We start from the raw sequence: 25,738 nt of genomic DNA on the forward strand, positions 1-25,738 counted from the left end.
AGGACAGCAGCCTGCCGCCATTGGATCAGAACGCTGCCATGTTCTTCAACCGAGTGGTCGTTGATGAACACTATGGCGGTCTTGCCTTTGATGACGAGGCGGAACGCTGCGCTGCGGCGCTAGGTGATCCGACCAAGAAAGTCATGATCATGGGCAATCACGGGGTGATGGTGATGGGCGATACCGTCGCTGAAACCTTCAACCGTCTTTACTACTTTGAACGGGCGGCAGAGACGTACATCCAGGCACTTCAAACTGGTCGTCCCCTACGGATTCTGTCCGATGCCGTTGCCGAAAAAGTGGCGTATGAGAATGACAACTACCACGGCTTTGCCGAGCGACACCTGGAGAACCTGATGACCATTCTTGACAAGGAAGGCGCGGACTACGCGAGCTGAGGTGAAACTATGCCTGATTATATCCCTACCAATGCCGCGTCGTCGGGCGTGAAGCTGGACAAGAAAACACTCAAATCCATCGCCGCGCGGTCTGACCGGCCCGGGCTGATCTATCTTGCTCTCTGGCTGGGCTCGCTTTGCATGACAGGGGCGTTGGTCTATCTGACCCTTGGTACATTCTGGATGTGGCCCGCCATGTTTGTGCATGGCATTTTTCTGTGCGTTCCGACCTATTCCATGAGCCATGAAACCGCCCATGGCACCGCCTTTCGCACGAGGTGGCTGAACGAAGCCGTGCTTTGGGTCTCGTCCCTGATCTACATGGAAGAGCCGCTGCATCGCCGCTATACGCATACCTCGCACCATACGTTTACATGGTGGGCCGAGAAAGATGCCCAGTTCCCTTTTGATACGCCCATGGGGCTGAAAGGTTGGATCACCGAGATCACCGGGTTCGGGCTGCTTCGATTCCATGTCCATGTATTCTGGCTGCTGGCGACTAAGCAATACACCGATATGATGCGCAGCTGCACACCTGAGCCCGAGTTTCCCAGGATGACGCGCAACGCGCGGATCATGCTGGCCATCTATGCTGCCATCGCGGCAGCGCCGTTCTTCGGCATCTGGTGGCCCCTTTGGCTGATCGTCGTGCCTCGCATTCTGGGGGCGCCAGTCATGCTGTTGTTCACATTGATCCAGCATGTGGAGTTGCAGGAAAATTCCCCCTCCATCCTGGAAAGCACACGGTCGTTTCGCACCAACTGGCTGGCAAAGTTTCTCTACATGAACATGAACAACCATGTGGAGCATCACCTCTATCCCAATGTACCGTTTCATGCGCTTCCCGATCTGGCCGAAGCGGTCAAGGATCAGGTGCCAGAACCCGACCCCGGTTTCTTTCGCAGCAATTGGGAGGTTCTGTTGGTGACAGCCCGCCGTTCGCTTGGCCTTTCGACCAAAGCCCCGTCGATCCGCCAGGCACCGCATATGATTACTGAGGGCGGTCCAATTCAGAAGTTCACCGAGAGAACCATGTGATCCATGAAACGCATTTATGACTTTTCCCGCAAACCCGCAGCGCGCAACTATACCATCTCGGACCTGCAGGCCCTGAAAGGGACTGACCGCAAGCTGTCCATGGTCAATCCAGCAAACGATGACGAGGTGTGTGCCTGTGTCGAAGCGGGTATCGACCTCTTTGTCGCTGGCATGGACCAAATTGAGGGTATTCGTGCCATCGCGCCGACCCATTTCACTGGGCTTGGATCAACTTGGGCCCAGTTCGGATCGAACGAGGAAATCCTTGCTGATGCTTTCGAAGCTATGCGCCGGGGCGGCGACATGTACTACACGCTGCGGTCATTCGATGCGATGGAGATGATGTCGCTTGAGGGTATCCCGGTGCAGAGCCATATCGGGCTGATCCCGACTTTCAGCCACTATTGTGGGGGCCTGCGTGGTTGGGGCCGCAAAGCCGGGGAGGCGATGAAGATTTATGAAACGCTGAAGCGGATGGAAGACGTAGGTGTTATTGCGGTTGAGGCCGAGTGCATTGCTGAAGAAGTGCTGGAAGCCGTTAACACCAAGACATCGATCGTAACCTTCTCGTTGGGGTCGGGCATGGCTGGCGATGTAATCATGTCCTTTGTGGCTGATATCTGCGGCGAAGCCAGTGAAGAGGACAAGCCCCCCAAACACGCCCATGCGTTTGGCAATGTCGGGCGTCTGCATAAACAAATACATGATGAGCGTGTCGCTGCCCTTGGCGCGTTCCACAGCGAAGTGACTGCCGGCAATTTCCCGTATCCACAAACCAACATTTCAATGCACGAGGGTGAGAAGGATAAGTTCCTTGAAGCCTTGGATAAATGGAGCCCGACACACCAATGAGCCAATGGATTGACGCCTGCGCGACCTCGGATATCGACGACGAAGACCTGATCGCGTGGGAACATGACGGTCACAGGATCGCGATCTACAACACCGAAAAGGGCTTCTTCGCAACGGACCTGATGTGCACCCATGAAGAGGAGTCTATGGAGGAAGGACTTGTCATTGACTGTGTGATCGAATGCCCTCTGCACGGCGGTCGCTTTGACATCTGCACGGGCAAAGCTTTGTCCGCACCGGTATATGAGGACCTGAAAACCTATCCTGTGAAAGTCGAAAACAACCGGGTTTTCGTTCAGGTGTCATAACCGGCGCAGGTGTATCTGAGACACTCCGCTACCCGGATCTTCCTAAGAAGGATTAAGACATGGGGAATTTTCAAGAAGCATCGGATTTGGAGAGCAATGTCTCCATCAGCGCGCGTCGTTTCGAAGAGTCGCCGTTTATTGAACGCACTGATTGCCCTGGGATGGTCCGTGGCGTCTATGCAGGGCGGTATTTCCCGATTTCTTTGGGTGAGGATCACATCGAAAAATACTGGCGCCTGCGGCAGAAGGCCCTGGTCTTTGACACGCCCGAGAAGCCGATTGAAATCTCAGGCCCGGACGCGGTGCCGTTTCTTGACCATGTGCTGGCGCGTCGTGTCGCCTCTATGACGGAAGGCCGCGGCTACTACGCCATCGCCTGTACTCCGCAGGGCGGTGTGTTCATGGATGGCGTGATATTCCGTTTGGAAGAAAACCGGTTTTGGTATGTGCAGGCTGATGGCCCCTTTGAAACCTGGTTGATGGCGCATTCTGGCGACTATGATGTGACGATTTCCGACCCGAACAGCCGGGTGCTGCAGATCCAGGGGCCGACATCCCTGGAGATCATGAAAGCGGCCTCTGACGGGGCGGTGAATGAGACACTGAAGTATTTCCGCTCGGGCTACTTCGACATAGGCGGACAGCAGTTTTACGTCTCCCGCACTGGCTTTACGAATGAGTTGGGATACGAGATTTACTGTAATGGAGCTAAGACTGATCATTTGGCGCTATGGGATCACCTCATGACCTGTGGGGCACCGCATGGGCTGGAGTTTTCATCCTGCCGGGCCATGACCCTGCGGCGGATCGAAGGCGGGATACTGGGTAATCTGACAGATATGACACCCGACATGACGCCCTTTGAGGCAGGCCTCGCCCCTTTCATTGACATGGACAAGGGTGATTTTATCGGACGTGACGCGCTGGTGGGTAAAGACACCCGTTCATGTCTTTTCGGCATAACCTGCGAGACTGAGACCCCTGCATCGAGTGCCATCGTTCTGGATGGTGATATTGCTGTAGGTTGTGTTACGGCTGGAATTCCTTCGCCGACGCTTGGGCTTGGTGTCGGATACGTGCGTTTTGATGCACCCGGCGAGTGGGTCGGCCGGAGCCTGAAAATGCGCTTGCCGGATGGCAGCACACACAACACCCAGATCGTAGATGTGCCTTTCTTCGACCGTGAAAAGGCAATCGTTAGAGGTGTGGATCGTTCCATTCCTGAGCGGCCAGCAATCGGGACACAGGCATGACCAATCGAACACCGCGCCCTCGCCGCAGTTTCATTTTCACGCCGGGATTGCGGCCCGAGATGTTTCCCAAGGCGCTTGCCAGTGGCGCGGATATTGTTTGCGTCGAGCTGGAAGACGGCATCGCGCCCAAGGACAAAGCCGAAGCACGGCAGAAAGCTCTGGCTCTGTTCGAACAGCCACAGGCCGATGACGGGGTAGAGCGGATCGTGCGGATCAATTCGATGCGGGAACGGTCTGGGATCGAGGATGTGAATGCGGTGCTGGCCAGCACAACGCCGCCCCCGGCACTGATGATGCCCAAGGTGCGCACACCCGATGAGGTGGTGATGCTGGATCAGCTTCTGACCGAGGCGGGCCATGCGACCCGCCTGCATGTCATCATCGAGACGAATGAGGGGCTGGAGGCGGCGTTCGAAATCGCGAGATGCTCACCTCGGATTGATGCGATGTTCTTTGGCGGCGTGGATATGGCCGCCGAGCTGCGGTGCCAGAATACGTTCGAGTCGATGATCTATGCGCGGTCCCGCGTGGTTCATGCGTCGGCGGCAGCGGGTTTGGACGTGATTGACGTACCGTTCCTCGATCTCGACGATCCGGAGGGGATGCGGATCGAGGCCGAGAAAGTGCGCGACCTGGGATTTGCCGGCAAGGGCTCGGTCCATCCAAAACAGATCGCCACGCTCAACGAAGTGTTCACGCCGTCTGCGGACAAGATCGCCCGAGCGCGCCGGATCATCGCTGAATTCGAGGCGGCGGATACGGGGCTGGTCGTTATCGATGGCAAACTCATTGAAAAACCGGTCCTGCGCGACATGTATCGCATCGTTGCCATTGCAGATCGGATGGGAGGATAAAATGTCAGACTGTTGTGGGCCGGGATACGCATCACCCCAGGCCGCGATCGAGGCGCCGCGAGAGAAGCTGCTTTACACAATCGCGATCTACACAGGTACGGGCATTCAGAAGCCCGACTACCTGGCGACCGTGGATGTTGATCCTGACAGCCCGACTTACAGCCAGGTCATTCACCGACTCGAAATGCCTGGGATCGGGGATGAGCTGCATCATATGGGCTGGAATGCATGTTCGTCGTGTTTTGACGATGGCAGCATGTCCCGCAAATACCTGATCCTGCCGGGGGTGCGCTCGAACAACCTGCATATCGTCGACACCGCCACCGCCCCGCGCGCGCCGCGGCTGCACAAGGTGATCGACGGCGCCGAGATCAAGGCCAAGGCCAATCTCAGCGGTCCGCACACGGTGCATTGCCTGGGCAGTGAAATCATCATCTCGTTTCTGGGCGACGCCAAGGGAGAGGCCCCGGGCGGCTACCTGCATCTGAACAAGGATTTCGAGATTGTTGGCCGTTGGGAAAACTCAATGGGCGACATCAAGTTCGGCTATGACTTCTGGTACCAGCCGCGCCACAACGTGATGGTCAGTTCCGAATGGGCCGCCCCCAACACCTTCATGCCGGGCTTTGATCTCGAAGAGGTCGGGCATCTGAAATACGGGCGCGAACTGCATTTCTGGGATTTCGAGAAACGCGAACCGGTGCAAAGCTTCTATCTGGGCGAGGACGGGCTGTTGCCGCTGGAGGTCAAATTCCATCACAACCCCGACAGCACCCACGGGTTCTGCGGCGCGGCCCTTTCCACAAATGTCATTCACTGGTGGAAGGACGATGCCGGCAAATGGCAGTGGGAAAAGATCATCGACGTCGAGAACGAGATGCACCCCGAATGGCCGATCCCGCTGCCCGGTGTGATGTCGGCGCTGCTGGTCTCGATGGATGACCGGTACCTCTACGTGAACAACTGGCTGCACGGCGACATGCGCCAGTACGACATCACCGACCCGCATAACCCGGTGCTGACGGGGCAGGTCTTCATGGGCGGGCTTCTGGGCAAGGCGCCGGTGGTGAACGGGATCGAGATGGCCGGCGGGCCGCAGATGTTCCAACTGAGCCTTGACGGGCGCAGGCTCTATGTGACGACCTCGCTCTTCTCCACCTGGGACAACCAGTTCTATCCGGAGATCCGCGAGAAAGGCGGGGTGCTGGTGATGATTGATTGCGACCCGGAAAACGGCGGGATGAAGATCAACGAGGATTTTATCGTCAATTTCGGCCAGGAACCGGGCGGCCCTGCGCGGTGTCACGAAATGCGCTATCCGGGCGGTGATTGCACAAGCGATATCTGGCTATGACCACCCATACGGTCACAATCGCTAACCGCGGTGGCGCAACCTACGAGGTTGATCCGCGCCGCCCGCTGCTGGATGCCCTGCGCGACCAGGGGGTCGATTTGCCTTATGGCTGCAAATACGGCGGCTGCATCACCTGCGCGGCCAAACTGACCGAAGGCACAGTGGACCAACGCCGCCAGGTCGCGCTCAATAACCGGCAAATCGCGAACGGGTATGTGATCCTCTGCGTAGCCCGCGCGACGTCCGATATCACGCTTGAAATCGGGGTCGAGAGCCACGGGCAACTTTATCGCAACCCGTTCCTCGACCCGCTCGAACCCCATGAACTCAAGGCGGATATCGCCACGCCGAAGGAGACGTAAATGCCCGAAGCCGATATTGACCGCATCTACGACTACGACCCGAAATACCTGGCTGATATCCTGAAATCGGTCAAAACCATCGCCATGGTGGGCGCCAGCGCCGACAAGACGAAGTTCAGCTATGGCGTACTGCGACAGCTTAGCGAAATCGGCTATGACATCCTGCCTGTCAATCCCAACCCGGCTGTCACCGAAATCCGGGGTCTGAAAGTGTATCACTCGCTGGAAGAGATCGACAAACCGGTCGACATGGTCGATGTTTTCCGCCCCAAGGAAGAGTTCTATGGGTTGGCCGAGAAGGCCATCGCCATCGGGGCCAAGGTCCTCTGGGGTCAGATCGGCGTCTATGATGACAAAGCGGCTAAACTTGCCGAAGAGGCCGGGCTCAAGGTCGTGATGAACCGCTGCCCAAAGATCGAGCTCTTCCGCCCCTTCTGGAAGCCCCGGCTTGATCTGAAGATATGACCGAACGCCCGCTGCACGGCTGCTGTTGTGCCGGGGCAATGGCGATCGACTGGCCACTGGAGATGTTATTCGGAACGGTGCGCCGGTTACTGAAACGAGAGGATGAGACAATGGGGCAAACCATTAAAACAAGCGCAAAAGACATCGTTAAGGCTGCAATGGCTGCCGTTCCTGCGATCAGCGTCGAAGAGGCGCTGCCACTGGTGACCAGCGGGATCCATGTCTTCGTCGACCTGCGCGACGGAACCGAACAGGCGACGACGGGTGTGATCCCCGGCGCCGTCGCTTCGTCCCGCGGCATGATGGAATTCCACATCGACCCGGAAAGCCCCGCCCACAAGCCGGAATTCAACCAGGACAAGACCTATGTCTTCTACTGCGCTTCTGGCGGCCGCTCGGCGATGGCGGCACAGGTCGCGATGGATATGGGGCTCTCTCCGGTCGTCAACCTCACCGGTGGCATCGGCGCCTGGACAAAGGCCGGCGGTCCGCTGGACCAGGGCTGAGCACGCAGGGCAAGGAGAGATCAGATGGCCGAATACCCTGTCGACATGACAGTCACCCCCGAGGTCGAAGGCTTCTTCGACGAGGCCAGCAACACGATCTCTTATATTGTGAAGGACCCGGGGTCAGACGCCTGCGCGATCATCGACAGCGTGTTGGACATCGACTATGCCGCCGGGCGCATCTCTTATGACAGCGCAGACCGGCTGATCGACGCCATAACCAAGCGCGGCTTGCGCGTCGAGTGTATCATCGAAACCCATGTGCATGCCGATCACCTGTCTGCCGCACCCTATCTCCAGGAAAAGCTGGGTGGAAAGATCGGCGTGGGTACCCGGATCATGGAAGTGCAGGAGGTCTTCGGCAAAGTGTTCAACGAGGGCACGGAATTCCAGCGCGATGGCTCGCAATTCGATGCTCTGTTCGAGGACGGTCAGACCTACCAGATCGGCACGATGCAGGCCTTCGCCCTGGCTACGCCGGGGCATACGCCCGCCTGCATGGTACATGTAGTCGGCGATGCGGCTTTTGCGGGCGATACGCTCTTCATGCCCGATGGCGGCTCGGCCCGAGCCGATTTTCCGGGCGGTGATGCGGGCGAATTGTATGACAGCATCCAAAAAGTGTTGTCACTTCCGGACGAGATGCGGCTCTTTATCTGTCACGATTACGGCCCCGGTGGCCGTGCCATCGCCTGGGAAACGACAATTGGTGAGCAACGGCAAAACAACATCCATGTGGGCGACGGCAAAACCCGCGAAGACTTCATCAGGTTCCGCACCGAACGCGATGCTGAACTCGCCATGCCAAAGCTCATCATTCCGTCTTTGCAGGTGAATATGCGCGCCGGCGAAATTCCGCGGGACGAGGACGGCAATCCGATGCTCAAAGTGCCGCTGAGCGGATTGTAACGCATGACTATGACAAATACGAAGAATGCTTCGGCAATAGAAGCTCTGCGCAACCTGCTTGGTAATCGCCTGTCGACCGGGAGTTCGGTACTTGAACTTCACAGCCGCGATGAGGCCTACACTCCTCCAGCATATCCAGAAGCGGTTGCTTTTCCTGAAACCACTGAACAAGTTTCTCAAATCCTTAGAATTTGTTCCGAACATGCATGCCCGGTAGTACCCTTTGGAGTTGGCACTTCACTCGAAGGCCATGTGATACCCATTCAAGGTGGCATCAGCGTTGATGTCAGCAGAATGAACCGTATCCTAGAAGTTCGGGAGAAAGATCTGCTTGCTGTCGTCCAGCCGGGTGTTACGCGGACGCAACTAAATGAAGAGTTGCGGGCAACTGGCCTTATGTTCACCGTTGATCCTGGTGCTGACGCAACAATTGGCGGCATGGCGGCCACCCGTGCATCTGGTACCAATTCCGTTCGATATGGCACAATGCGAGAAAACGTGATGGCGCTCGAAGTGGTTTTGCCGAACGGGAACATCATCAAGACAGGAAGCCGTGCCCGAAAATCTGCGAGTGGTTATGATCTGACCCATCTCTTTGTCGGTTCGGAAGGCACGCTTGGCATCATTACAAATCTCACTGTCCGATTATTTGGGCAACCAGAAACCATATTATCTGCTGCCTGCGCGTTTGAAACGCTTGAGGGAGCGGTCGATGCTGTCATTCTGGCTATTCAATCGGGTATTCCATTCGCTCGGGTAGAATTGCTCGATGAGATGCAAATCAAGGGCATGAACATTCTTGATTCGGAAATTGGATTGCCCGAGAAACCGCATCTCTTTCTCGAATTCCATGGATCACAGGTTTCCACCGCAGAGCAAGTTGAAACATTCCAAGGTATCGTCGGCGATTTCGGGGGGAAGGAATTCAAATGGGCAAGCAAGACCGAAGACCGCAAAAAGCTTTGGAAAGCCCGGCACCAGGCACTGTATGCTGCCAAAGCTCTGAGGCCTGGTTGCGTTGGAATGGTTACGGATTGTTGTATACCGATATCCAGCATGGCGGAGTGCATTTCCCGCACCAAAATTGAGATTGTCCGATCGGGACTCATCGCACCAATTGTTGGTCACGTCGGTGACGGGAACTTTCACCTAGTGATCCTTTGCGACCCAGAAAGTGAGCGAGAACTAGAGCAGGCATATGGGCTGGCCGAAACCGTCAGTCATTTGGCATTGGAAATGGGCGGGACCGTTAGCGGCGAACATGGTATCGGCATCGGAAAGAAGAAATACATGATCAAGGAACATGGTGCGGCATTTGAACTGATGAAAGCTCTCAAACACATGGTCGATCCGTATGACATTATGAATCCCGGTAAGTTGATCAGTTGATTCACATTCTCTGCTATTGATGTCGAAGCACTGTGTGCGTGAGGGTTAAGTCTCATACCCAAAACATGACGACTGCAACGAAGCGCAATTCGTGTTCAAAACCTCCAAGCGCACGGCACGCATCACGCTTAAGCAACTCACCACGGCAGGTTTCCTCGTTTCGGCTTCGCCCAAGAGGCCCGTTCGCCTTGCCTTCCCGCTGGACTACCGGTAGCACCTGTTCCCCAATCTCGTTGCGAATGCAGAGCCGCCGGGGTGAACCGGATCGCCCGTGAATTGTTCACGCTGACCAGCAGCGCCGCGGATGAGCACCGGATACTCGCTCGGGGAACGGGTGCCGATGGGTATGTACGCGCGAGCGACTATTACTATGTCTATCGCTCCAGAGCGGATTTCGAGAAAGAAGCCTTCGCCTGGGACATCCGGCGGAAGAACGGCATCGTCTTCGATGAAGTCGGCGAGCCTGAATTGCGCAGGCTGGAACCGGACCTTTCGAGTGCATTCTGCTTCGCTATCCGGTTGCCCGATCACGGATTCTCGATCGACCCTGGCCAGCTGGTAAAGGGACTGACAGCGCGTTTCCGGAAAAATGGCGGGCGGTTCCTCAGGGCGAAGGTCCGGTCGATCGAGACCCTTGGCAATGTCGCCGCGGCCTTGATCACCGCTCCGGGCGCGTGGCGTATGACAGGGCGGTAATCGCGGCGGGGGCTTGGTCGCTAGACCTGCTCGCGCCGCTCGGCGTGCAGATCCCGCTGATCGGCGAACGCGGGTATCATATTGAGTTCCGCGACACCGGCATTCGCCACAATTTCCCGATGATGGTCACGTCGGGAAAATATGTCGCGACGCCGATGCGGGGCCGCCTGCGTCTCGCCGGGATAGTCGAGTTTCGGGCAATGTCGGATGCTCCGAACCCGAAGCTGTGAAAACGATTGAGGCGGCATGCGGGAATCCTGTTTCCCGCAGCCGATCTCGCCAAGATGGAAACCTAGATGGGGCACCGACCGTCTTTGCCGGACAGCCTGCCAGTGATCGGTGCGGTGCCGGGCTTTCCAAACGTCATTCTCGCCTTCGGTCGTCAGCATATCGGTCTGACCACAGGCCCCAAGACCGGCCGGCTGGTCGCGCAGCTTGCCGGCGGCGTCCCGGATATCTGAATCGATTGACCGAGTTGCACGAATAGCGGTTAGGCCGCAACTGCCCCTTTCTCCGGTCGATATGCGACAGTTTAATGGTCGCACACCCGAGATAGTTCGTGCGGTTGAGAGCGTTGAACACGATCTTGGTTTCGGCTATCTGGATCTCCAATTCGCGGCTACATAGCACAAACCCGATTGAGCGCCTCTACAACGAAGTGAAACGCCGGGCCGATGTTGCGGATATCTTCCCAAACGAGGCCTCAATCATCCGCATCATCGGCGCGGTGCTCTTCGAGCAGATCGACGAATGGCAGACCATCAGCAGATACATGCAAGTTAAGGCCTTCAAACAGATCGATCAGGAGGAGGCAGACCCCCATTCTCAGCATCTCAACTCAAGCCGCCCGACCATGACACCAGGCCATCCAATTTACACCATATTGGAGGACGTGGTCGTTCAGGCCGGGCATATCTCGAACCCATTTTGGTAATTTCGAATGGGCTAATGGCCAAGAAGTTGCATTTTAGGCCAACATTTTCTGCCGTGTCGAATCATAAGGCACTTGAGCGAGCGGTGTGGCTTTGTATTTTTGGTTCGCGACCTCGATCTCAAAACTGCGTACCCGTGTTTCAGCATGCGTTTCTCCGGGTGCGATCGATACATTGGCAAAGCATAGACTTTTCCCCGTGCGCGGCCCTCTTGCGCCAGAACTTGTCAGGCCTGCGTAAGTGCCGTTTTCCCAAACCGGTTCATCATGCAACAGCAGCGCGTCGCCTTCGACCTCAAGCAAGATCTGACGACGGGTTAAGCCAGCCTCTTTCTGGGCAATAAGCGCATCGCGCCCCAGGAAATCGCCTTTTTTCCAGTTCACAGCAAAACCGATTCCGGCCTCTAGGGGCGAAATGTCGGGGCCGAGGTCGTGGCCCCAATGCTTGAACCCTTTCTCGATCCGGCAACCGTCAAGGGCATAGATGCCCAAAAGATGCTGGGTGTGGGCACGTAGCGCGTCAAAAAGCGGGATGGCATCTGCCGTAGGCACCGCAATTTCCCAGCCAAGTTCGCCGACGAAGCTTAGGCGCGTAGCGGTGGCAGGCAGCCCGGCAACCGTCACGTTTTGGGCGGTGGAAAAGGCGAACGCGTCCCAATCATCCTCGGACAGCGCCTGCAGGATCTCGCGTGCCCGTGGCCCCATCACACCGATCACCGCCTCGTCTTCGGTCACGTCTTTCAATTGTACGTCATACCCTTGTGCACGGGCCTGTTTTTTTAGCCAGTAGATGTCCTTACGCCGCGTGGCCGCGCCCGAGGTCACCCGAAAGGCCTGCTCCTCCACTCGTGTCACGGTTAAATCCGCCTCGATCCCACCCCGTTTGTTCAACCAGGTTGTATAAACCGCGCGACCCGGTGCTACATCCAGATCGGATGAGCAGACCCATTGCATTAGCGGCAGCGCATCCGGCCCCGTCACATCAATTTTGGTGAACATCGACAAGTCGATCAGCGCTGCGCTGTCGGCCATGGCTTGGGCTTCACGATCCGCCACATATTGCCAGGTTTGTGGTCCGACTGAGTACGGTAGGCTGAGTTCCTCGTCGTTCTGGGCAAACCACAATGTTCGCTCCCATGCTCCACCCAAACCCCAAACTGCGCCCACCTGATCCAGCGCCCGATGTAGGGGTGACAAGCGCAAGTTGCGACCGGAAATCGGCTGTTTATGGGGCCAGTGCATCGCAAAAATGTTGCCCGCTGCCTCGCGCATTTTGTCTTCCATGAAGCTGGCATCGGATTGCAGTGGGTCACAGCGCAAAATGTCGATATCCCAAAGGTCACTTGGGGCCTCGCCCGCAATCATCCAATCGGCTAGCGCATCCCCCACCCCGGCGGATGACATGATTCCGGCCGAGTTCATTCCGGTGGCCACATAGAGATCCCGCAGTTCGGGCGTTTCGCCCACCAGCGGACGACTATCGGCGGTAAAGCTTTCGGGCCCATTAAGGAAATGCTGAATACCGGCGGATTCTAGCTCGGGGAACATGGTCAAGGCAGCGTCGATGAAAGGCTCGGCCTGCTCCCAATCATCTTCCATCTCAAGAAAAGGGCGGTTGCCCTCGGGTGCATGCGGATTCCAAGGTTTCGCATCCATTTCAATCCAGCCCACCAACAGCTTACCAGCATCGCCTTTCATGTAGACATGGGATTCCATATCGCGGAAAATCGGGAAGGGTTTAGGCAAGCCATTAATTGGTTCAGTTACCACATACATGTGCTTTACCGAATGTTGCGGCAACACGACACCTGCATCATCTGCGAGCTTTTTGGACCAAGCGCCAGCACAAAGGGCCACTTGCTCCGCCTCAATTTGGCTCCCATCGGACAGTTCCACACCGGTAATTTTGCCACCGTTAGACACCAGGCGTGTAACCAACACCCCTTCACGAACTTCCACTCCCTTTGTACGCGCCGCCTTGAGATAGGCCATCGACAAATCCACCGGGTTGACCTGCCCGTCTTCCTTGAGAGTGAGCGCCCCGTGAATTCCCTGGGCGCTTATTCCAGGCACACGTGCTGCAACTTCCTCTCCCGATACCATCTCAGGTGTCATACCTGAGAATTCGGCCACTGCATGAAGGCGTTTTAACTCGTCCATGCGTTCGGGACAGCGCGCAATCCAATAGCCGGTAGTCTGCTGATAACCGGTTGCGAGACCTGTTTCGCGCTCCAACTCTGGGAAAGTTTCCAGCGCCTTGGAAGCCAGTCGAGTAAAGTTCAGCGAAGGTCGCAGTGGCCCGACAATCCCGGCCGCATGCCATGTAGTGCCAGATGTCAACTGGTTGCGCTCTAGCAGCAGGATGTCCTTCGCGCCTTTCTTGGAGAGATGATACGCGAGGCTCAATCCGATCACTCCCCCACCAATGATGACGATATTACGTTTCGTATTCATGGGATACTGCTACCCTTTCAGTAAGGCATTTTCAGGGTCGTGGACCGACTTCGACAGAACTCGGACCTTGCGGTCTTGACCCAAAAGGCCAACCTCCAGGTCTCCAGCACCCATCCGGTCGCTGTCGACATAGGCAAAGGCCAAGCTTTTGCCGGACGTGTGCCCGTAGGCGCCTGATGTTGTCAGGCCGACAACCTTGCCATCTGCAAAGACCGCCTCGCTGCCTAGACAATCCGCATCTGAGGCATCGACCTCAAGATAGGCGATCTGGCGGCTTGGCGTCTCGTCTCTGCAGGCTAGAAGTGCCTCACGGCCTAGAAACTCGTCCTTATGGAAATGGACAAACCGGGACAGGCCAGCCTCCTTCATGCGTACATCCGTGGTGTATTCATGACCCCAGGCGCCATAGCCTTTTTCCATCCGCAGGGAATTCACGGCATACAAACCAAAGTTGGCCAATCCGTGCTTGCTGCCAGCCTCCAGAATGGCAGTATAGGCGGTGTCGAGATCGGACATGGGCACATGCAACTCCCAGCCCAATTCGCCGACAAAAGACAGGCGCAGGGCACGGACGGGCACGCTTGCCACGGATATCTCGCGAGCGTCCAGCCACGGGAAGGCCTCATTGTCGAGGGAAGCATCTGTCAGCTCCGACAGGATATCGCGAGAGCGAGGGCCGGTCAGCACAAGACAACCATACTCCTGCGAAACGTTGCGCACATCCACATCCTCACCGGAGCGCCGCCAAAAGCGCAGCTTGTCGAAATCGCGGGTCTGGCTCACCGCTGGGCCGAGCAGGTAGAACAGATTCTCGCCAAAGCGGGTGATAGTCCATTCATTCTCAATAAACCCGTCTGCCGTTGTGCTGTAGGCCAGCATGGATTTGCCCTCGCGCTTGGGCGCGGTGCCGGTGACCAGACGATTGAGGTAGCCTTCCGCATTCGGGCCCGAGATTTCGAATTTGGAGAAGCTGGACAGGTCCAACACCCCCGCACGTTCGCGCACAGCGTGGCATTCATCGCCGATGATCTCGTGAATGTTGGTGCGGGCAAAGCTGTATTCTTCGTTCTCGCCATTCGGGGCGTACCATTTGGGTCGCTCCCAACCGAAGGATTCGCCAAAGACCGCGCCCTGTTCCGCTTGCCGTGCATAGGCCGGAGTTTTGAATAGAGGGCGCCCAGTCTTGCGGTCCTCGCCGGGCTGGTGCAGCTGGAAATTTCTGTGATAAGCGTCGATGGCCTTGGCCCTGGTATATTCGCCATAAGCGTAATCGCCCCAGCGGCGCGGGTCGAAATCGTTCATGCTGATCTCAGCCTGGCCATGCACCATCCATTGGGCCAGATATTTGCCTGATCCCGCGCCCTGGCAGATACCGACGCTTGATCCGCAGGCCAGCCAGGCGTTGCGCAGCCCCGGCGCCGGGCCCAGCAAAAAACCGCCATCCGGTGTATAAGTGATCGCGCCAGCAATCGTGGTGCGCACCCCGACCGTGCCCGCAACCGGCATCCGCTCCATCGCCCGTTCCAGCCAGGGAGTCAGACGCTCCAGCTCATTGGGGAACAGAAAGCGGTCGGTGTCCCAATCCGGCCCCTCTAGATAGCAGGGCTTGGCACCCGTGGTTTCATAGGGGCCCACGACCAGCCCTTTGCGTTCCTGCCGAAAATAAGTCGAGCTGTAGGGGTCGCGCACCAGCGGCAGCTCAAAATCCAGCGCTTCGATCTCGGGTATGGTTTCGGTCACCAGATAATGGTGGATCATGTCGACGATAGGCAGTTTGATCCCCATCATTTCGCCCAGACGGCGCGCGAACGAGCCGCCCGCGTTGACGATCTGCTCGGCGATCACCGTGCCGTTTTCGGTCTCGACCTCCCATTCGCCTGATGCGCGCTGCGCGAGCCCCGTCACTCGGTTGTTGGTGACAATCTTCACTCCCCGTGCCCGTGCGCCCTTAGCCATCGCCATAGTCACGCCGGTGGGATCCACATAGGCGTCATTTTCCATCCACACGGCGCCCTTGACGCCGAAGGTTTCGATAAAGGGATGGCGCTCTTTGGCTTCCTCGGTCGAGATGATCCGGCAGGCGATGCCATTGTGCTGTGCGATGCCTACGCCGCGTGCGAACCAGTTCAACTCCTCCTGCGTTTGCGCCAGCCGCATCCCGCCGCAGCGGTGATAGCCGGTGGCCTGACCGGTCTCGGCCTGAATCTCGTCATAAAGCTTCAGCCCGTGGTCATGGACATAGGACAGGCCCAGAGAACCGGCGAAGTTCGTGGTGTTGCCTGCCGCATGCCAAGTCGAACCCGAGGTGAGTTCCCCCTTTTCCACCAGCATCACATCGCTCCAGCCTTCGCGCGCCAGATGATAGGCCAAGCTGACGCCGTAAACGCCGCCGCCAATGATAAGTACACGTGTGTGTTCCATGGGGGTGCCTTTATTGACTGCTGCAACTACATTCATATAATTTTTATATGGATGATTTGCGTACTTTGCTCCCGATCATGAATGCCCTTGCTGCATTTGAAGCTGTCGCCAGCGTTCAGAGCGTCAGTGAAGCATCCAGGCGATTAAACATCTCCCAACCGTCATTGAGTCGGCACATTAAGGTACTGGAAGAAAATCTGAACACGCAATTATTTGATAGAGTCCATAGCAAAATTCGATTGACTACCGAAGGTGAACAGCTGTTCGACGCGGTGCAGGGCGGCCTGTCAGGCATCCGGCAGGTCTGCGCTGACCTGAAATCGCGGGCAGAGTTTCCCTCGGTATCGATCCATTGCGGCTATGGGCTGGCGCATTTCTGGTTTCTTAAGATTTACCCCGACCTGCAACAGGCTTTTCCGGATTTCGACATCAAGCTCTCGGTGTCACAGACCGAAACCAGCGCCGACCATCTAGATGCGGACTTGTCCTTTGTTCTGGGCAAGCCGTCGAACCCGGATTACCGGTCAGACCAGATCATTCAGGAACAGATCGTTCTAGCCTGTTCGCCGAGTTTTCTACAGCAGCACGGAGTGCAGGCCGATCAGTTGACGCCCGAGACGATCCGCCAATTGCCCCTGCTGCATCAGGCGCGCGAGGAGTATGGCTGTATCTGGTTCGGAGACTGGTTTCGCGCCCATGGTGTGGATTTCGAATTGACCCCCGAGGTGCTGTTTTACCACAGCTACCCGCTGCTGATCGAAGCCGCCACCGAAGGCCGCGGCATCTGCATAGCATGGCCGCAACTGTCGGGTGATCTCTTTGCCACCGGGCTGTTAACCTCTTTGCCAGGTACCGAGATGGAATCCGAGAACGGCTATTTTCTGGTCTCGCGGGCGAAACAACATGCAACCGAGAGAATTTCCGCACTGCACAACCTTGTTTTAGAGAAGGCACGAGCAATGTTTTAAAGGCTTTCAAGAGTTTACAAATTTAAGATCCAGCTCCGCCGAAACTGGAATCCCTGAACTTCACCAATCTCGCAAAGGCATCCTCTCCTGTTGTGAACAATGTGACTAACCGTGGCTCGGTAATCAACTATGCCGCCCGATACCACGCGGGACAGCGCATTGCTACATCACCTGCGGAAGCGAGCGTGAACGTTCTTGTGGCGAAAAGATTTGTGAAGAAGCAACAAATGCGGTGGTCGCGAACCGGTGCTCACTATCTGCTGAAGGTCCGGGCTGCGATGCTCAATGGAAACCTGTCGGAAAGGACAAGGTTTGACCCGCCACCAAACCGCGCTTCCGGCCGCCTGGCGAGCTTTTTGGAGTCGACCCTCCCGCTGCTGAAAGCAGCATGACCCCAGAGAATTGAACGGTCCCCATGTCAGTACCCGAACCGATGCCAAAGACCAGTCAAATTACCTCTTGCGTTTTGGGCGTCTACACATGCCGCAAATTCCTTTGAGCATTGCGCATATGGAACCGGCGAGGCAGTTATCCTGCCAATTGGCCAAACTGCTGAAGCGGCGAGAGTCCGGGCCTGAATTGGCCTTTGCGGATCATGTTAGCCAACTCGATACCAGCGAGAGCGGATGCCGCTGAATCGAAAGGCCTGAACCCCGACATAGGCCTAATCCGACGTTTAAAGAACCGGTGGTCCTGTTCCACAATGTTGATATCTGGCATGAATGGGCGAGCCGCTCCAATCGGAGATGTTGAAGGCCAGTTCACACCAGGACCCTGTCCCTTTCAACAATTCAGAGAGCTGCTCGCATAACAAACAGGCCGGATGTATTTCTCTGAACTGCAGTAAACTTCGCAACAGAACCCCGATAACGGATACTCAGGCTGCGATACCGAGAGCTCAATTTGTTAACAGCAGTATCGGCTTTTTTGTACAGCTCTCATTTTTCATCCGTTTTGCGCACAACAAATCTAGCGTTGCTACCTTCTTGTTATTCTTGATAAGTACCCCTTATCAAGTATAATTGATTTTGCGGGAAAATGGGCGCAGAGTGGGCCGTATGAGCACCCCTGAGCCCTATCTCCCCGCCCCCTCCCCTGCCCTGTCGCAGTCTGACCAGGACGCCCTGACCGATCTCTATGTCCGCGGCACACCCGCCAACACGCTCAGGGCCTATGAGCGCGATTTGCTCTATGTAACGGCCTGGAAGGCAGCACGGTTCGGAGTGCCGTTGGACTGGCCCGAGAGCGAGGCCACAGCGCTGGCCTTCATTCTCGATCACGCCCGCGATCTGGGAGATGCCGCGCCCGAGGATGTCGCGCGTCAGAGTGCCGAGATGTTGATCGCGCAAGGGCTACGCAAGTCCCTCGCCTGCCCGGCCCCTTCTACGCTGGACCGGCGCATCGCCTCCTGGCTGGCCTTTCATCGAATGAAGAACCTGACCAGCCCTTTTGATGCGCCGCAGGTGAAGCAGGCCCGTGCCAAGGCGCGCCGCGCCGCCGCCCGGCCCCCTGCCCCAAAATCGCAGCAACCGATTACCCGCGATGTGCTCGAGCAGTTGCTGTCCACTTGTCGGGGGTCCCGGCGGGATTGCCGCGACCGCGCCATCTTGATGCTGGGTTGGGCTTCGGGTGGTAGACGGCGCTCGGAGATCACCGGGTTGATGTTTGAAGACGTCTCGCTGAAGGAGTTCGACGAGAAAAGCCTGGTTTGGATTTCACTGCTGGAGACCAAGACGACAACCAAAGGTGAAACGCCGCGGCTGGTGTTGAAAGGCCGCGCAGCCCAAGCGCTGGCCCATTGGATCGAGGTGGGTGAGATTCAGGACGGCCCCTTGTTCCGGCCTGTTTCAAAAGCCGATCGGGTGTTAACCCGCCGCCTCAGCCCGGATGCCATCGCGCAGATCGTCAAGCGTCGGGCGAAACTGGCGGGCCTGCCGGACGGGTTCGCTTCCCCCCATGGGCTGCGCTCGGGCTTCCTGACCCAGGCCGCGCTGGACGGCGCCCCGATCCAGGCCGCGATGCGCCTCTCCCTGCATCGCTCCATGGCCCAGGCGCAGAAATACTACGACGATGTGGACATCGCGGATAACCCGGCGACTGATCTACTGGGGTGAGTAGTTACTGACTATTTAATAATCCCCGCTTGAGGGAAACTCCGGCTGCTGTGCCTATGTCTTGTTTCCTGTCGCATCTGTTAACGTGGCCAGCGCGGAAACATGTCGCGGCAGATCGCAACGGGAATGCAGGATATCAACAATGATCACCGCGTCCGGCTGATCCAGATAAACCAGGAAATGCTCTCCTGCGCGCACATATCTGAGATCCGCCGCCTCTTCGACCAATATAGAACAACTTCGGCTGGCCACCCTGCCCTCTGTGATGGCCTGACAGCGCGCTATTAGTTCTTGTTCATAAAGATCGGCTTGATGCGATCCAAACTTGTCGATGGTCCATCGGGCAATTTCCACCAGGCTGGATTCAGCGCGGCGTGTCAGTCGAAAGGGTCTGGTCACGCCTTGGCTCGTGCCCTTGCAAAGGCACGACGGATCGCATCCGAACCCCTGCCTTCTGCCAAATCTCCGGCCTGAGCCTGCGCTACACCCTCCTGCAAGCCTTGTTTGAGAGACTCCAGCCCCGCTTCTTCCCGCTCCAAAAGCCGAAGGCCGGCGCGCAACGCTTCACTGGCGTTCTGATATCGACCGGACGCAACCAGATTCTGCACCAGTTGATCCTGCGATTCTGTAAGTACAACATTGCGGGTTACCATGGCGTAAGCCTCCTTTTTGGCAATATATGCCAACGAGACCGTCTGTTCAACGATTGAGGAGCCCAAAATCACTAATTCGAGCAAGCTGGTTTTATGGACGCTAATGGGACGTGAACACACGGATCATGTCTGTGATCCCATATGAATCCAATGACGGTAGAGACTTGCGTCAAAAGCCGCGCCGCGCAAGCACAGCTGCACTGGATCGAGGACAGTTCCGTGTTCCGTCGCAACTTACAGGCGCACAATTCCCGAAACCCCGCCCTCACGGTATGCCATTTCTTGGGCAATTGGCGAGCGGCTGACTCTAGCCGGAATGTTCGCGTGTTTTCCTCTGCGCACGGGCTGAGCTCGGTGTATCTGACCCAGATCGCCATGCCATTCTCACCGCATCGTACTCCCGTACTGGCGCAGAAGTATTGTTACGAAGTTGGTATCGCAGAAAACTCGATAACGAAATTGTTGGTGAGAGAATTTGACCAATCAGCTCAACTAGCTCCCTGCCCTTCCCAATTGCGCAATTTGCGCCAAAAGCCGTTCGGCCTTCACTCCAACTCCATGCTAGAGGCGTTCTACTCAAAGCGGAGCATAGGGAGGAGTTTTACAGGAATGCCTTCGCATGCCTACGTTAGAACTTCATCGACTGAAAGAACCCATGATCCCGCTCAACCGAGTTTACAACTGTAAACCACCCTGCTCTGATGCAAAGCGTATGTAGTCCTCCGCGTTGGAAAACCTACAATATAGGCGAAAATCCTTGACTTAGTGCTATGAATCACGGCTGTTTATCTCAAGTGGCGCAAAAATGACCACATTCTTTAATTTGAGGCAACTACATGATTCCCGTGACACCACTTGCGGCAGAAAGACCATCGGCACTCGCCACGGAAATATCTGAGAGATTAAACTCGGCTATCCGGGAACATCTACTTGCTGCATTTGCCCCCGACAACACCAAATCACTGCGAAATTTTGCAGCGCCAGAAGCTGCTGAACTCTTAGGAGTCTCAGGTCAATTCATGCGCAAAGTCCACGCAGAGGGAACGATTCCTGAACCGAATGACGTACGCAGCGGTAGGCGTTACTATACTGCCCAAGAACTTTGGGAGGCTCGCGAAACGCTTGAGAAAACCTCACGCAAAAAAGGGCGCTATGTCCCTCGCCGGACTGAAGGAGAAAAGCTCCAAGTCTGGCAGTTGATGAACTTCAAAGGCGGCAGCAGTAAGAGCACCACAACAATTCACTTGGCTCACTATTTTGCGCTTCGCGGTTACCGTGTGCTGGCTGTTGATCTGGATCCTCAAGGCTCTCTTACATCCATGTGCGGCATAAGCCCCGAAATAGAGTTTGACGGGCTGACGATTTACGATGCTATTCGATATGAAGATCCGGTAGATATGGCGGACGTCGTGCTTCCGACGTACTTCCCCGGTCTCTCTGTGGCTCCGTCACGGCTTGTTCTTTCCGAATTTGAGACAGAATCTGCCGTTCACTCCAACCCAGACCATCCGTTCTTTACAAGAATACGGAATGCCCTGGCCCAGGTGGAAGGAGATTTTGACCTTGTTCTGATTGATAGCCCACCTCAGCTAGGATTCTTGACAATTGCTGGGATGGCGGCCGCCAGTTCATTGCTTGTGCCACTTACACCTTCGATGCTGGACGTGTCTTCGACGGCTCAATTTCTCGAACTCGCTGGTGCTTACATGGCAGTCATTGAAGATGCCGGCGCTACGCTCGAATACGACAACTTCAAATTCCTGATAACGCGTGACGAGCCAACAGACGTACCGTCTCAACAACTGGCTTCGTTCATGCGGGCACTGTTTCAGGATCGCGTTATGTCAGCCACAGCCCTCAAAAGCACCGCGGTCAGTGACGCCACAATGCTCAAACAATCAATTTACGAAGTCGTGCGGTCAGAAATGACACGCGCAACTTATGATCGGGCAAAGAACTCAATGGATGCGATCGGCTCTGAGGTAGAGCAAATGATCCATCAAGCATGGGGACGCAGCTAATGGCTAGAAAGTCGCTTCAGGAGATGTCGGGGATCGCAAACACCATCGCGCGCTCTGGCCCCAAGGCCATCGATAAAACTCCAAAACCCAATGCCCCTGCTCTTGGTGCGCTTCAGGGCTCTCTTGCCGCAATCAGGGAAATTGACCCTGCTCTGATCGACGACTGGGGGCCTGCCGATAGGCTCGGTGAGTTTACAGCTGTAAACATTGACGAAGAAGACGATAGTTTTGAAAGCTTGATGTCGAGTATACAAGACGGTGGCCAACAAGTTCCCATTCTTGTCAGAAGATCGAAATCCGACGGTCGATACGAGGCAATTTATGGACGGAGGAGGCTCAAAGCCTGTCGTGAACTTGGTATTAAAGTCCGCGCCAATGTTCAGGATATCGACGATGCTTCAGCGCTTCTCGCCAAAGGGCTTGAGAATGCTGCGAGGCGCAATCTTTCCTTCTACGAGAAAGCACGTTTCGCCGAGGCGATCCTGACTTCCGGGCATGACACGGCAACGGTGCGGCAAGTATTGAACGTTTCGAAATCAGGGCTGTCTCACCTGACAAAAATTACGCAACATGTTCCTGCAAAGATTGGTGACATGATCGGCGCAGCCCCAAAATCAGGCCGCCCAAAATGGACCGTGCTTGCAGAGCACTTCGTTGCAGGCAAGCTAGCGGAAGATGAAGCTGCAAATCTTCTTGCAACCATTGAGCCATCGATGTCGTCAGATGATCGGCTGGAAATGCTCCTAAAAGCAGCTGCCAAACGCGGTGCAAGACAAAGAGAAGGTGCAGCCGAACTCAACCCAATCGAAGGCGTTACAATCAAATCTACCAACGGATCACTAACTGTTTCGGTCAAAAGGACCGGAGCTAACGCTGGCTTCGCTAGCTGGTTGGACGAAAACATGGCTGAAATCATTAAGCGCTCACACGCTGAGTTTACAGCTGTAAACGCCAAGAAAAAGAACTGAGGACGAGCAGAAAGGAGGAAGGCAAACAAACAAAACCCCCGAAACCGGAGCTTCGAGGGCTGCTGCGCAAAGCGCAATTCTTAGATTAGACACCTAGAATCTAGCAGCACCCGAATCGCCACACAAGAAAAAACGCTCTTGAGCGAACGGGTAATTTTTGTCTGCCGATAGATAATCATGAAAACACTAACAGCATTGGCTCCAATTGGAGCGACCTTGTCGGGAACGGCAGGGCAGGGGAACAGTACGCCCAAAAAATGGATACTTCTTCGCGCCGTTGAAGAGGCCAGAGAACCTCTTGGGTTAAAATCCACAACTCTCAATGTCCTGAGAGCGATGGTTTCCTTTATGGGCGGTGATCAGATTGCTGCGGACCAGGATGATCATCACATCTGTTTCGCGTCCAACGCGGCGATAGCCAAACGAACTCATGTCAGCGTGCAGACAGTTGAGCGTCATATCTCGACGCTGGTGGACCTTGGACTTATCCGCCGCGTCATGAGCGCAAACGGTAAGCGATGGGCGCGCCGGGATCGCCAGGGCAGGGTGGTCACCGCAACTGGGCTCTCCTTGATGCCTTTGTCTGAACGGCACGCTGAGTTCATTCAGGAAGCCCAGAGGCATGCTGATCGCGTTCTCGAGTTCACTGTACTCCGTGACAAAGTTTCCGCCGCTCTGGCGCGCCTTAAGGAACTCGTAGCAAATGACACCGCGATCTCTGATTTGGTGACCACCGTACGCAATGCTCTGCGTCGCAAACCAGATGCGAATGTACTCAGCGAGCTGTTGGCAGAAATCTCTGTGGAAATCTCCGAGATAACACAGACTGATACAGAAAATTTGAGGGCCAGTGACAGTGAAATTGAGGGGCACAAAGAGGACTCTTTGAATCCGGAAGTTAAGAAAGAAAAGCTTTCTCAGATTCAGGTTTCTCCAGACCAAATGGAGCGCAGTTTTCCACGGCTATGCTCAGAACTACGCTTTGCAAAAGATCAGCACCACTGTGATCGGCTTATGGATGATATCGCCGAGTATCTACGGCTTGGCCAAACCTGGTATGCAATGAAATCAACTTTTGGCCCAGCTATTCGCTTCATTGTTCTCGGATACATCTTTCAACGTGCTGAGAACATACAATCTCCAGGGGCTTACCTGATTTCGTTGCTGGCCAAGATCGAAAAGGGCGAATTGTCTCCAAAGGCAATGCTCTCGCGGACATCCAATGCTACGTAAATTTGGGGAAACAGGATGAAATTTACCGTTTTCAGATTACACCTCCAAGTGATGACTGGATCGAAGGGTCTGAAAAAGGTGAGCTATAGGATTGACCTCTATAAATCACGCAACCATAAATAGTGAGTTATAGAAAGGAAGCTTATACCTCACGATGTGGAACTGGCAGAACCCTGACTGGCCTACCTTTCGTTACGACGCCGCAAGACTCGAACCATACGAGCAACAGTTCCTGTTGTCCTCAGGGGAAGTTCTTGGAGCGGTTCATCATGTGAACACATCGGATCGAGATCAATTGCGTATCGACCTGCTAAGCGAAGAAGCAATGAAGACCAGCGCGATCGAAGGTGAGATGCTGGATCGTCTCAGCGTGCAATCTTCCTTGCGCCGACATCTTGGACTGGCTCCCGACAGCTATCCATCCAAACCGCGCGAGCAGGGCGTTTCTGAAATGATGGTGGATGTTTATTCCAACTATTCGGAACCACTGTCACACGACACCCTGTTTCGGTGGCATGACATGCTTCTGTCCCATGACAGGCATCTGGAAACGATTGGATCATACCGGAGCCATGAGGATGCGATGCAAATCGTCTCAGGCAGGCTCGACCGCCCAACGGTGCATTTCGAAGCTCCACCTTCACATCAGGTTCCGGCTGAAATGGACCAGTTCGTAGCCTGGTTCAACCGGACCGCACCGGATGGTCCCGAACCATTGCGCGCACTGATCCGGGCCGGTTTGAGCCATCTGTATTTCGAGAGCATTCATCCCTTTGAGGACGGCAATGGCCGGTTGGGTAGGGCGCTGGCTGAAAAGTCCTTGGCCCAGAATATCGGTCAGCCAAGTCTGATTGCCCTTGCTTTCACGATCGAGCGAGAGCGGAAGGCTTACTACGACCAACTCGAACGCCATCAAAAGACGCTGGAAGTCACACCGTGGCTCGTCTGGTTTGCCGAAACTGTCCTTACAGCACAGCAGGTGACGCTTGAGCGGGTTGGTTTCTTTATTTCCAAGACGCACTTCTATGATCGGTACCGTGATCAGTTCAACACTCGCCAAAGCAAGGTAATCGCCCGTTTGTTCAAGGCTGGGCCGGATGGGTTCACAGGGGGATTGAGCGCTGAGAACTATATCTCGATCACGGGAACATCGCGCGCCACAGCAACGCGGGATCTCCAGAACCTGGTAGAGAAGGGCGCTTTGATCCGAACGGGTGAACTCCGGTACACGCGATATTGGTTAAAGCTAGATCGGGACGGGTAGGGGGCTGAAGTACGGCACGAAGCGCGGGAAGTGGAAGTTCGCTGCAGTCGCTACGCATGCTCGCAGGAAATGCGGAAGCTGACGTTTAGATAGCTTCCCAAGCGAGCATCTTTCTGTCCCGCCGCAAGGCGGCTCCGAGTTCGTACTTCATATGAATGGTCCATGCCGAAACTGGCGCAATGGGCGGGAAACGAACCTTCGTCGTGTCAATCCCGAACTCCGCTATGCGGCCTAAGCCGAGCTAGAGCTTGTCCACGCCGGTCATATTGATTGAATTCCGAAAGTGTGGAAACGTTCATATGGTAGACGCGTTAACGGCGATATTTC

24 protein-coding genes and 3 pseudogenes are annotated in these 25,738 nt (G+C 55.8%); 22 read left to right on the forward strand and 5 right to left on the reverse strand.

Features of this window, described 5'->3' with window-relative positions; all coding sequences use genetic code 11:
• The 15 genes and pseudogenes from ACR0L4_RS13380 to ACR0L4_RS13450 all read left to right on the forward strand — a co-directional run.
• The coding region (locus tag ACR0L4_RS13380; protein WP_480513599.1) for a class II aldolase/adducin family protein at nt 1–398 on the forward strand (398 nt) is incomplete at its 5' end.
• A 9-nt stretch (nt 399–407) separates the two neighbouring features.
• Nucleotides 408–1,436 carry a fatty acid desaturase gene (locus ACR0L4_RS13385; protein WP_170686446.1) on the forward strand — a complete coding sequence of 343 codons (1,029 nt, stop codon included), beginning with the start codon at nt 408–410 and terminating at the stop codon, nt 1,434–1,436.
• Between the two features lie 3 nt (nt 1,437–1,439).
• Complete coding sequence (locus ACR0L4_RS13390; protein WP_170686445.1) at nt 1,440–2,288, forward strand: 3-methyl-2-oxobutanoate hydroxymethyltransferase; 849 nt, start codon at nt 1,440–1,442, stop codon at nt 2,286–2,288.
• Complete coding sequence (locus ACR0L4_RS13395; RefSeq protein ID WP_170431489.1) at nt 2,285–2,596, forward strand: non-heme iron oxygenase ferredoxin subunit; 312 nt, start codon at nt 2,285–2,287, stop codon at nt 2,594–2,596. The genes ACR0L4_RS13390 and ACR0L4_RS13395 overlap by 4 nt, the downstream gene beginning before the upstream one ends.
• 59 nt (nt 2,597–2,655) lie before the next feature.
• Nucleotides 2,656–3,849 carry an aminomethyl transferase family protein gene (locus ACR0L4_RS13400; RefSeq protein WP_170686444.1) on the forward strand — a complete coding sequence of 398 codons (1,194 nt, stop codon included), beginning with the start codon at nt 2,656–2,658 and terminating at the stop codon, nt 3,847–3,849.
• A complete protein-coding gene (locus tag ACR0L4_RS13405; protein WP_170431493.1) occupies nt 3,846–4,703 on the forward strand; it encodes an HpcH/HpaI aldolase/citrate lyase family protein in 858 nt (285 codons plus the stop codon). Before ACR0L4_RS13400 ends, ACR0L4_RS13405 begins: the two co-directional genes overlap by 4 nt.
• A 1-nt stretch (nt 4,704) precedes the next feature.
• The gene (locus ACR0L4_RS13410; RefSeq protein ID WP_170686443.1) at nt 4,705–6,057 is read left to right on the forward strand and encodes a selenium-binding family protein; all 1,353 of its coding nucleotides are present in this window, start codon (nt 4,705–4,707) and stop codon (nt 6,055–6,057) included.
• Nucleotides 6,054–6,419 (forward strand): 2Fe-2S iron-sulfur cluster-binding protein, encoded by a 366-nt coding sequence (locus ACR0L4_RS13415; protein ID WP_170431497.1) that lies wholly within the window; start codon nt 6,054–6,056, stop codon nt 6,417–6,419. Before ACR0L4_RS13410 ends, ACR0L4_RS13415 begins: the two co-directional genes overlap by 4 nt.
• Entirely contained in the window at nt 6,420–6,884 is a 465-nt protein-coding gene (locus ACR0L4_RS13420) for a CoA-binding protein (protein WP_170431499.1), read from the forward strand. It abuts the gene before it with no gap.
• Nucleotides 6,881–7,390 (forward strand): rhodanese-like domain-containing protein, encoded by a 510-nt coding sequence (locus tag ACR0L4_RS13425; RefSeq protein WP_437436593.1) that lies wholly within the window; start codon nt 6,881–6,883, stop codon nt 7,388–7,390. The genes ACR0L4_RS13420 and ACR0L4_RS13425 overlap by 4 nt, the downstream gene beginning before the upstream one ends.
• A gap of 24 nt (nt 7,391–7,414) precedes the next feature.
• On the forward strand, nt 7,415–8,299 hold the full coding sequence (locus ACR0L4_RS13430) for an MBL fold metallo-hydrolase (RefSeq protein WP_170431501.1): 885 nt from the start codon (nt 7,415–7,417) through the stop codon (nt 8,297–8,299).
• Nucleotides 8,300–8,302: 3 nt separating this feature from the next.
• On the forward strand, nt 8,303–9,688 hold the full coding sequence (locus tag ACR0L4_RS13435) for an FAD-binding oxidoreductase (protein ID WP_367647820.1): 1,386 nt from the start codon (nt 8,303–8,305) through the stop codon (nt 9,686–9,688).
• Nucleotides 9,689–9,943: 255 nt separating this feature from the next.
• Nucleotides 9,944–10,384 carry an NAD(P)/FAD-dependent oxidoreductase gene (locus tag ACR0L4_RS13440; RefSeq protein ID WP_170431503.1) on the forward strand — a complete coding sequence of 147 codons (441 nt, stop codon included), beginning with the start codon at nt 9,944–9,946 and terminating at the stop codon, nt 10,382–10,384.
• A pseudogene (locus ACR0L4_RS13445) lies at nt 10,363–10,845 on the forward strand (NAD(P)/FAD-dependent oxidoreductase). The gene ACR0L4_RS13440 and the pseudogene ACR0L4_RS13445 overlap by 22 nt, the downstream one beginning before the upstream one ends.
• Nucleotides 10,846–10,997: 152 nt before the next feature.
• Nucleotides 10,998–11,241: pseudogene (locus ACR0L4_RS13450) on the forward strand (transposase); the annotation flags it as partial.
• Between the two features lie 110 nt (nt 11,242–11,351).
• On the opposite strand, the gene ACR0L4_RS13455 reads toward ACR0L4_RS13450, so the two are convergent.
• Entirely contained in the window at nt 11,352–13,769 is a 2,418-nt protein-coding gene (locus tag ACR0L4_RS13455; RefSeq protein ID WP_170431509.1) for a GcvT family protein, read from the reverse strand.
• Between the two features lie 9 nt (nt 13,770–13,778).
• The gene (locus ACR0L4_RS13460) at nt 13,779–16,190 is read right to left on the reverse strand and encodes an FAD-dependent oxidoreductase (RefSeq protein WP_170431511.1); all 2,412 of its coding nucleotides are present in this window, start codon (nt 16,188–16,190) and stop codon (nt 13,779–13,781) included.
• A gap of 77 nt (nt 16,191–16,267) precedes the next feature.
• On the opposite strand from ACR0L4_RS13460, the gene ACR0L4_RS13465 reads away from it, so the two are divergent.
• Nucleotides 16,268–17,158 (forward strand): LysR family transcriptional regulator, encoded by an 891-nt coding sequence (locus ACR0L4_RS13465; RefSeq protein WP_170686441.1) that lies wholly within the window; start codon nt 16,268–16,270, stop codon nt 17,156–17,158.
• Nucleotides 17,159–17,343: 185 nt separating this feature from the next.
• A complete protein-coding gene (locus ACR0L4_RS13470; protein ID WP_170686440.1) occupies nt 17,344–17,550 on the forward strand; it encodes a hypothetical protein in 207 nt (68 codons plus the stop codon).
• Nucleotides 17,551–17,686: 136 nt separating this feature from the next.
• Here ACR0L4_RS13470 and ACR0L4_RS13475 read toward each other — a convergent pair.
• Nucleotides 17,687–17,866, reverse strand: a pseudogene (locus ACR0L4_RS13475) (DDE-type integrase/transposase/recombinase); the annotation flags it as partial.
• A gap of 350 nt (nt 17,867–18,216) precedes the next feature.
• On the opposite strand from ACR0L4_RS13475, the gene ACR0L4_RS13480 reads away from it, so the two are divergent.
• Nucleotides 18,217–19,272, forward strand: coding sequence for a tyrosine-type recombinase/integrase (locus ACR0L4_RS13480; protein ID WP_170417862.1), 1,056 nt, complete (start codon nt 18,217–18,219; stop codon nt 19,270–19,272).
• A 54-nt stretch (nt 19,273–19,326) separates the two neighbouring features.
• On the opposite strand, the gene ACR0L4_RS13485 is transcribed toward ACR0L4_RS13480, so the two are convergent.
• Both ACR0L4_RS13485 and ACR0L4_RS13490 read right to left on the reverse strand, forming a co-directional pair.
• A complete protein-coding gene (locus tag ACR0L4_RS13485) occupies nt 19,327–19,671 on the reverse strand; it encodes a type II toxin-antitoxin system RelE/ParE family toxin (protein WP_170417859.1) in 345 nt (114 codons plus the stop codon).
• Nucleotides 19,668–19,925, reverse strand: coding sequence for a type II toxin-antitoxin system ParD family antitoxin (locus tag ACR0L4_RS13490; RefSeq protein ID WP_170417856.1), 258 nt, complete (start codon nt 19,923–19,925; stop codon nt 19,668–19,670). Before ACR0L4_RS13490 ends, ACR0L4_RS13485 begins: the two co-directional genes overlap by 4 nt.
• A gap of 836 nt (nt 19,926–20,761) precedes the next feature.
• On the opposite strand from ACR0L4_RS13490, the gene repA reads away from it, so the two are divergent.
• The 4 genes from repA (at nt 20,762) to ACR0L4_RS13510 (ending at nt 25,411) form a co-directional block, all read left to right on the forward strand.
• Nucleotides 20,762–21,946, forward strand: a complete 1,185-nt coding sequence (repA, locus tag ACR0L4_RS13495) for a plasmid partitioning protein RepA (protein ID WP_170417853.1) — start codon at nt 20,762–20,764, stop codon at nt 21,944–21,946.
• Nucleotides 21,946–22,914: a plasmid partitioning protein RepB gene (gene repB, locus ACR0L4_RS13500; protein WP_170417850.1), complete on the forward strand. Its 969-nt coding sequence runs from the start codon at nt 21,946–21,948 to the stop codon at nt 22,912–22,914. Before repA ends, repB begins: the two co-directional genes overlap by 1 nt.
• Before the next feature lie 177 nt (nt 22,915–23,091).
• On the forward strand, nt 23,092–24,147 hold the full coding sequence (locus tag ACR0L4_RS13505; protein ID WP_170417847.1) for a helix-turn-helix domain-containing protein: 1,056 nt from the start codon (nt 23,092–23,094) through the stop codon (nt 24,145–24,147).
• 154 nt (nt 24,148–24,301) lie between these two features.
• Nucleotides 24,302–25,411 carry a Fic family protein gene (locus tag ACR0L4_RS13510; RefSeq protein ID WP_170417844.1) on the forward strand — a complete coding sequence of 370 codons (1,110 nt, stop codon included), beginning with the start codon at nt 24,302–24,304 and terminating at the stop codon, nt 25,409–25,411.
• Nucleotides 25,412–25,738 lie beyond the last annotated feature (327 nt).

The organism is Ruegeria sp. AB5, assembly GCF_056542645.1.

What these genes read in the sequence shown, in the direction of transcription:
- ACR0L4_RS13415 (WP_170431497.1), top strand. Translation starts at nt 6,054, where the DNA reads ATGACCACCCATACGGTCACAATCGCTAACCGCGGTGGCGCAACCTAC.
- ACR0L4_RS13435 (WP_367647820.1), top strand. Translation starts at nt 8,303, where the DNA reads ATGACTATGACAAATACGAAGAATGCTTCGGCAATAGAAGCTCTGCGC.
- ACR0L4_RS13390 (WP_170686445.1), top strand. Translation starts at nt 1,440, where the DNA reads ATGAAACGCATTTATGACTTTTCCCGCAAACCCGCAGCGCGCAACTAT.
- ACR0L4_RS13505 (WP_170417847.1), top strand. Translation starts at nt 23,092, where the DNA reads ATGAAAACACTAACAGCATTGGCTCCAATTGGAGCGACCTTGTCGGGA.
- ACR0L4_RS13400 (WP_170686444.1), top strand. Translation starts at nt 2,656, where the DNA reads ATGGGGAATTTTCAAGAAGCATCGGATTTGGAGAGCAATGTCTCCATC.
- repB (WP_170417850.1), top strand. Translation starts at nt 21,946, where the DNA reads ATGGCTAGAAAGTCGCTTCAGGAGATGTCGGGGATCGCAAACACCATC.
- ACR0L4_RS13480 (WP_170417862.1), top strand. Translation starts at nt 18,217, where the DNA reads ATGAGCACCCCTGAGCCCTATCTCCCCGCCCCCTCCCCTGCCCTGTCG.
- ACR0L4_RS13455 (WP_170431509.1), bottom strand. Translation starts at nt 13,769, where the DNA reads ATGAATACGAAACGTAATATCGTCATCATTGGTGGGGGAGTGATCGGA.
- ACR0L4_RS13465 (WP_170686441.1), top strand. Translation starts at nt 16,268, where the DNA reads ATGAATGCCCTTGCTGCATTTGAAGCTGTCGCCAGCGTTCAGAGCGTC.
- ACR0L4_RS13420 (WP_170431499.1), top strand. Translation starts at nt 6,420, where the DNA reads ATGCCCGAAGCCGATATTGACCGCATCTACGACTACGACCCGAAATAC.
- ACR0L4_RS13425 (WP_437436593.1), top strand. Translation starts at nt 6,881, where the DNA reads ATGACCGAACGCCCGCTGCACGGCTGCTGTTGTGCCGGGGCAATGGCG.
- ACR0L4_RS13405 (WP_170431493.1), top strand. Translation starts at nt 3,846, where the DNA reads ATGACCAATCGAACACCGCGCCCTCGCCGCAGTTTCATTTTCACGCCG.
- ACR0L4_RS13510 (WP_170417844.1), top strand. Translation starts at nt 24,302, where the DNA reads ATGTGGAACTGGCAGAACCCTGACTGGCCTACCTTTCGTTACGACGCC.
- ACR0L4_RS13430 (WP_170431501.1), top strand. Translation starts at nt 7,415, where the DNA reads ATGGCCGAATACCCTGTCGACATGACAGTCACCCCCGAGGTCGAAGGC.
- ACR0L4_RS13385 (WP_170686446.1), top strand. Translation starts at nt 408, where the DNA reads ATGCCTGATTATATCCCTACCAATGCCGCGTCGTCGGGCGTGAAGCTG.
- ACR0L4_RS13395 (WP_170431489.1), top strand. Translation starts at nt 2,285, where the DNA reads ATGAGCCAATGGATTGACGCCTGCGCGACCTCGGATATCGACGACGAA.
- ACR0L4_RS13460 (WP_170431511.1), bottom strand. Translation starts at nt 16,190, where the DNA reads ATGGAACACACACGTGTACTTATCATTGGCGGCGGCGTTTACGGCGTC.
- repA (WP_170417853.1), top strand. Translation starts at nt 20,762, where the DNA reads ATGATTCCCGTGACACCACTTGCGGCAGAAAGACCATCGGCACTCGCC.
- ACR0L4_RS13410 (WP_170686443.1), top strand. Translation starts at nt 4,705, where the DNA reads ATGTCAGACTGTTGTGGGCCGGGATACGCATCACCCCAGGCCGCGATC.
- ACR0L4_RS13490 (WP_170417856.1), bottom strand. Translation starts at nt 19,925, where the DNA reads ATGGTAACCCGCAATGTTGTACTTACAGAATCGCAGGATCAACTGGTG.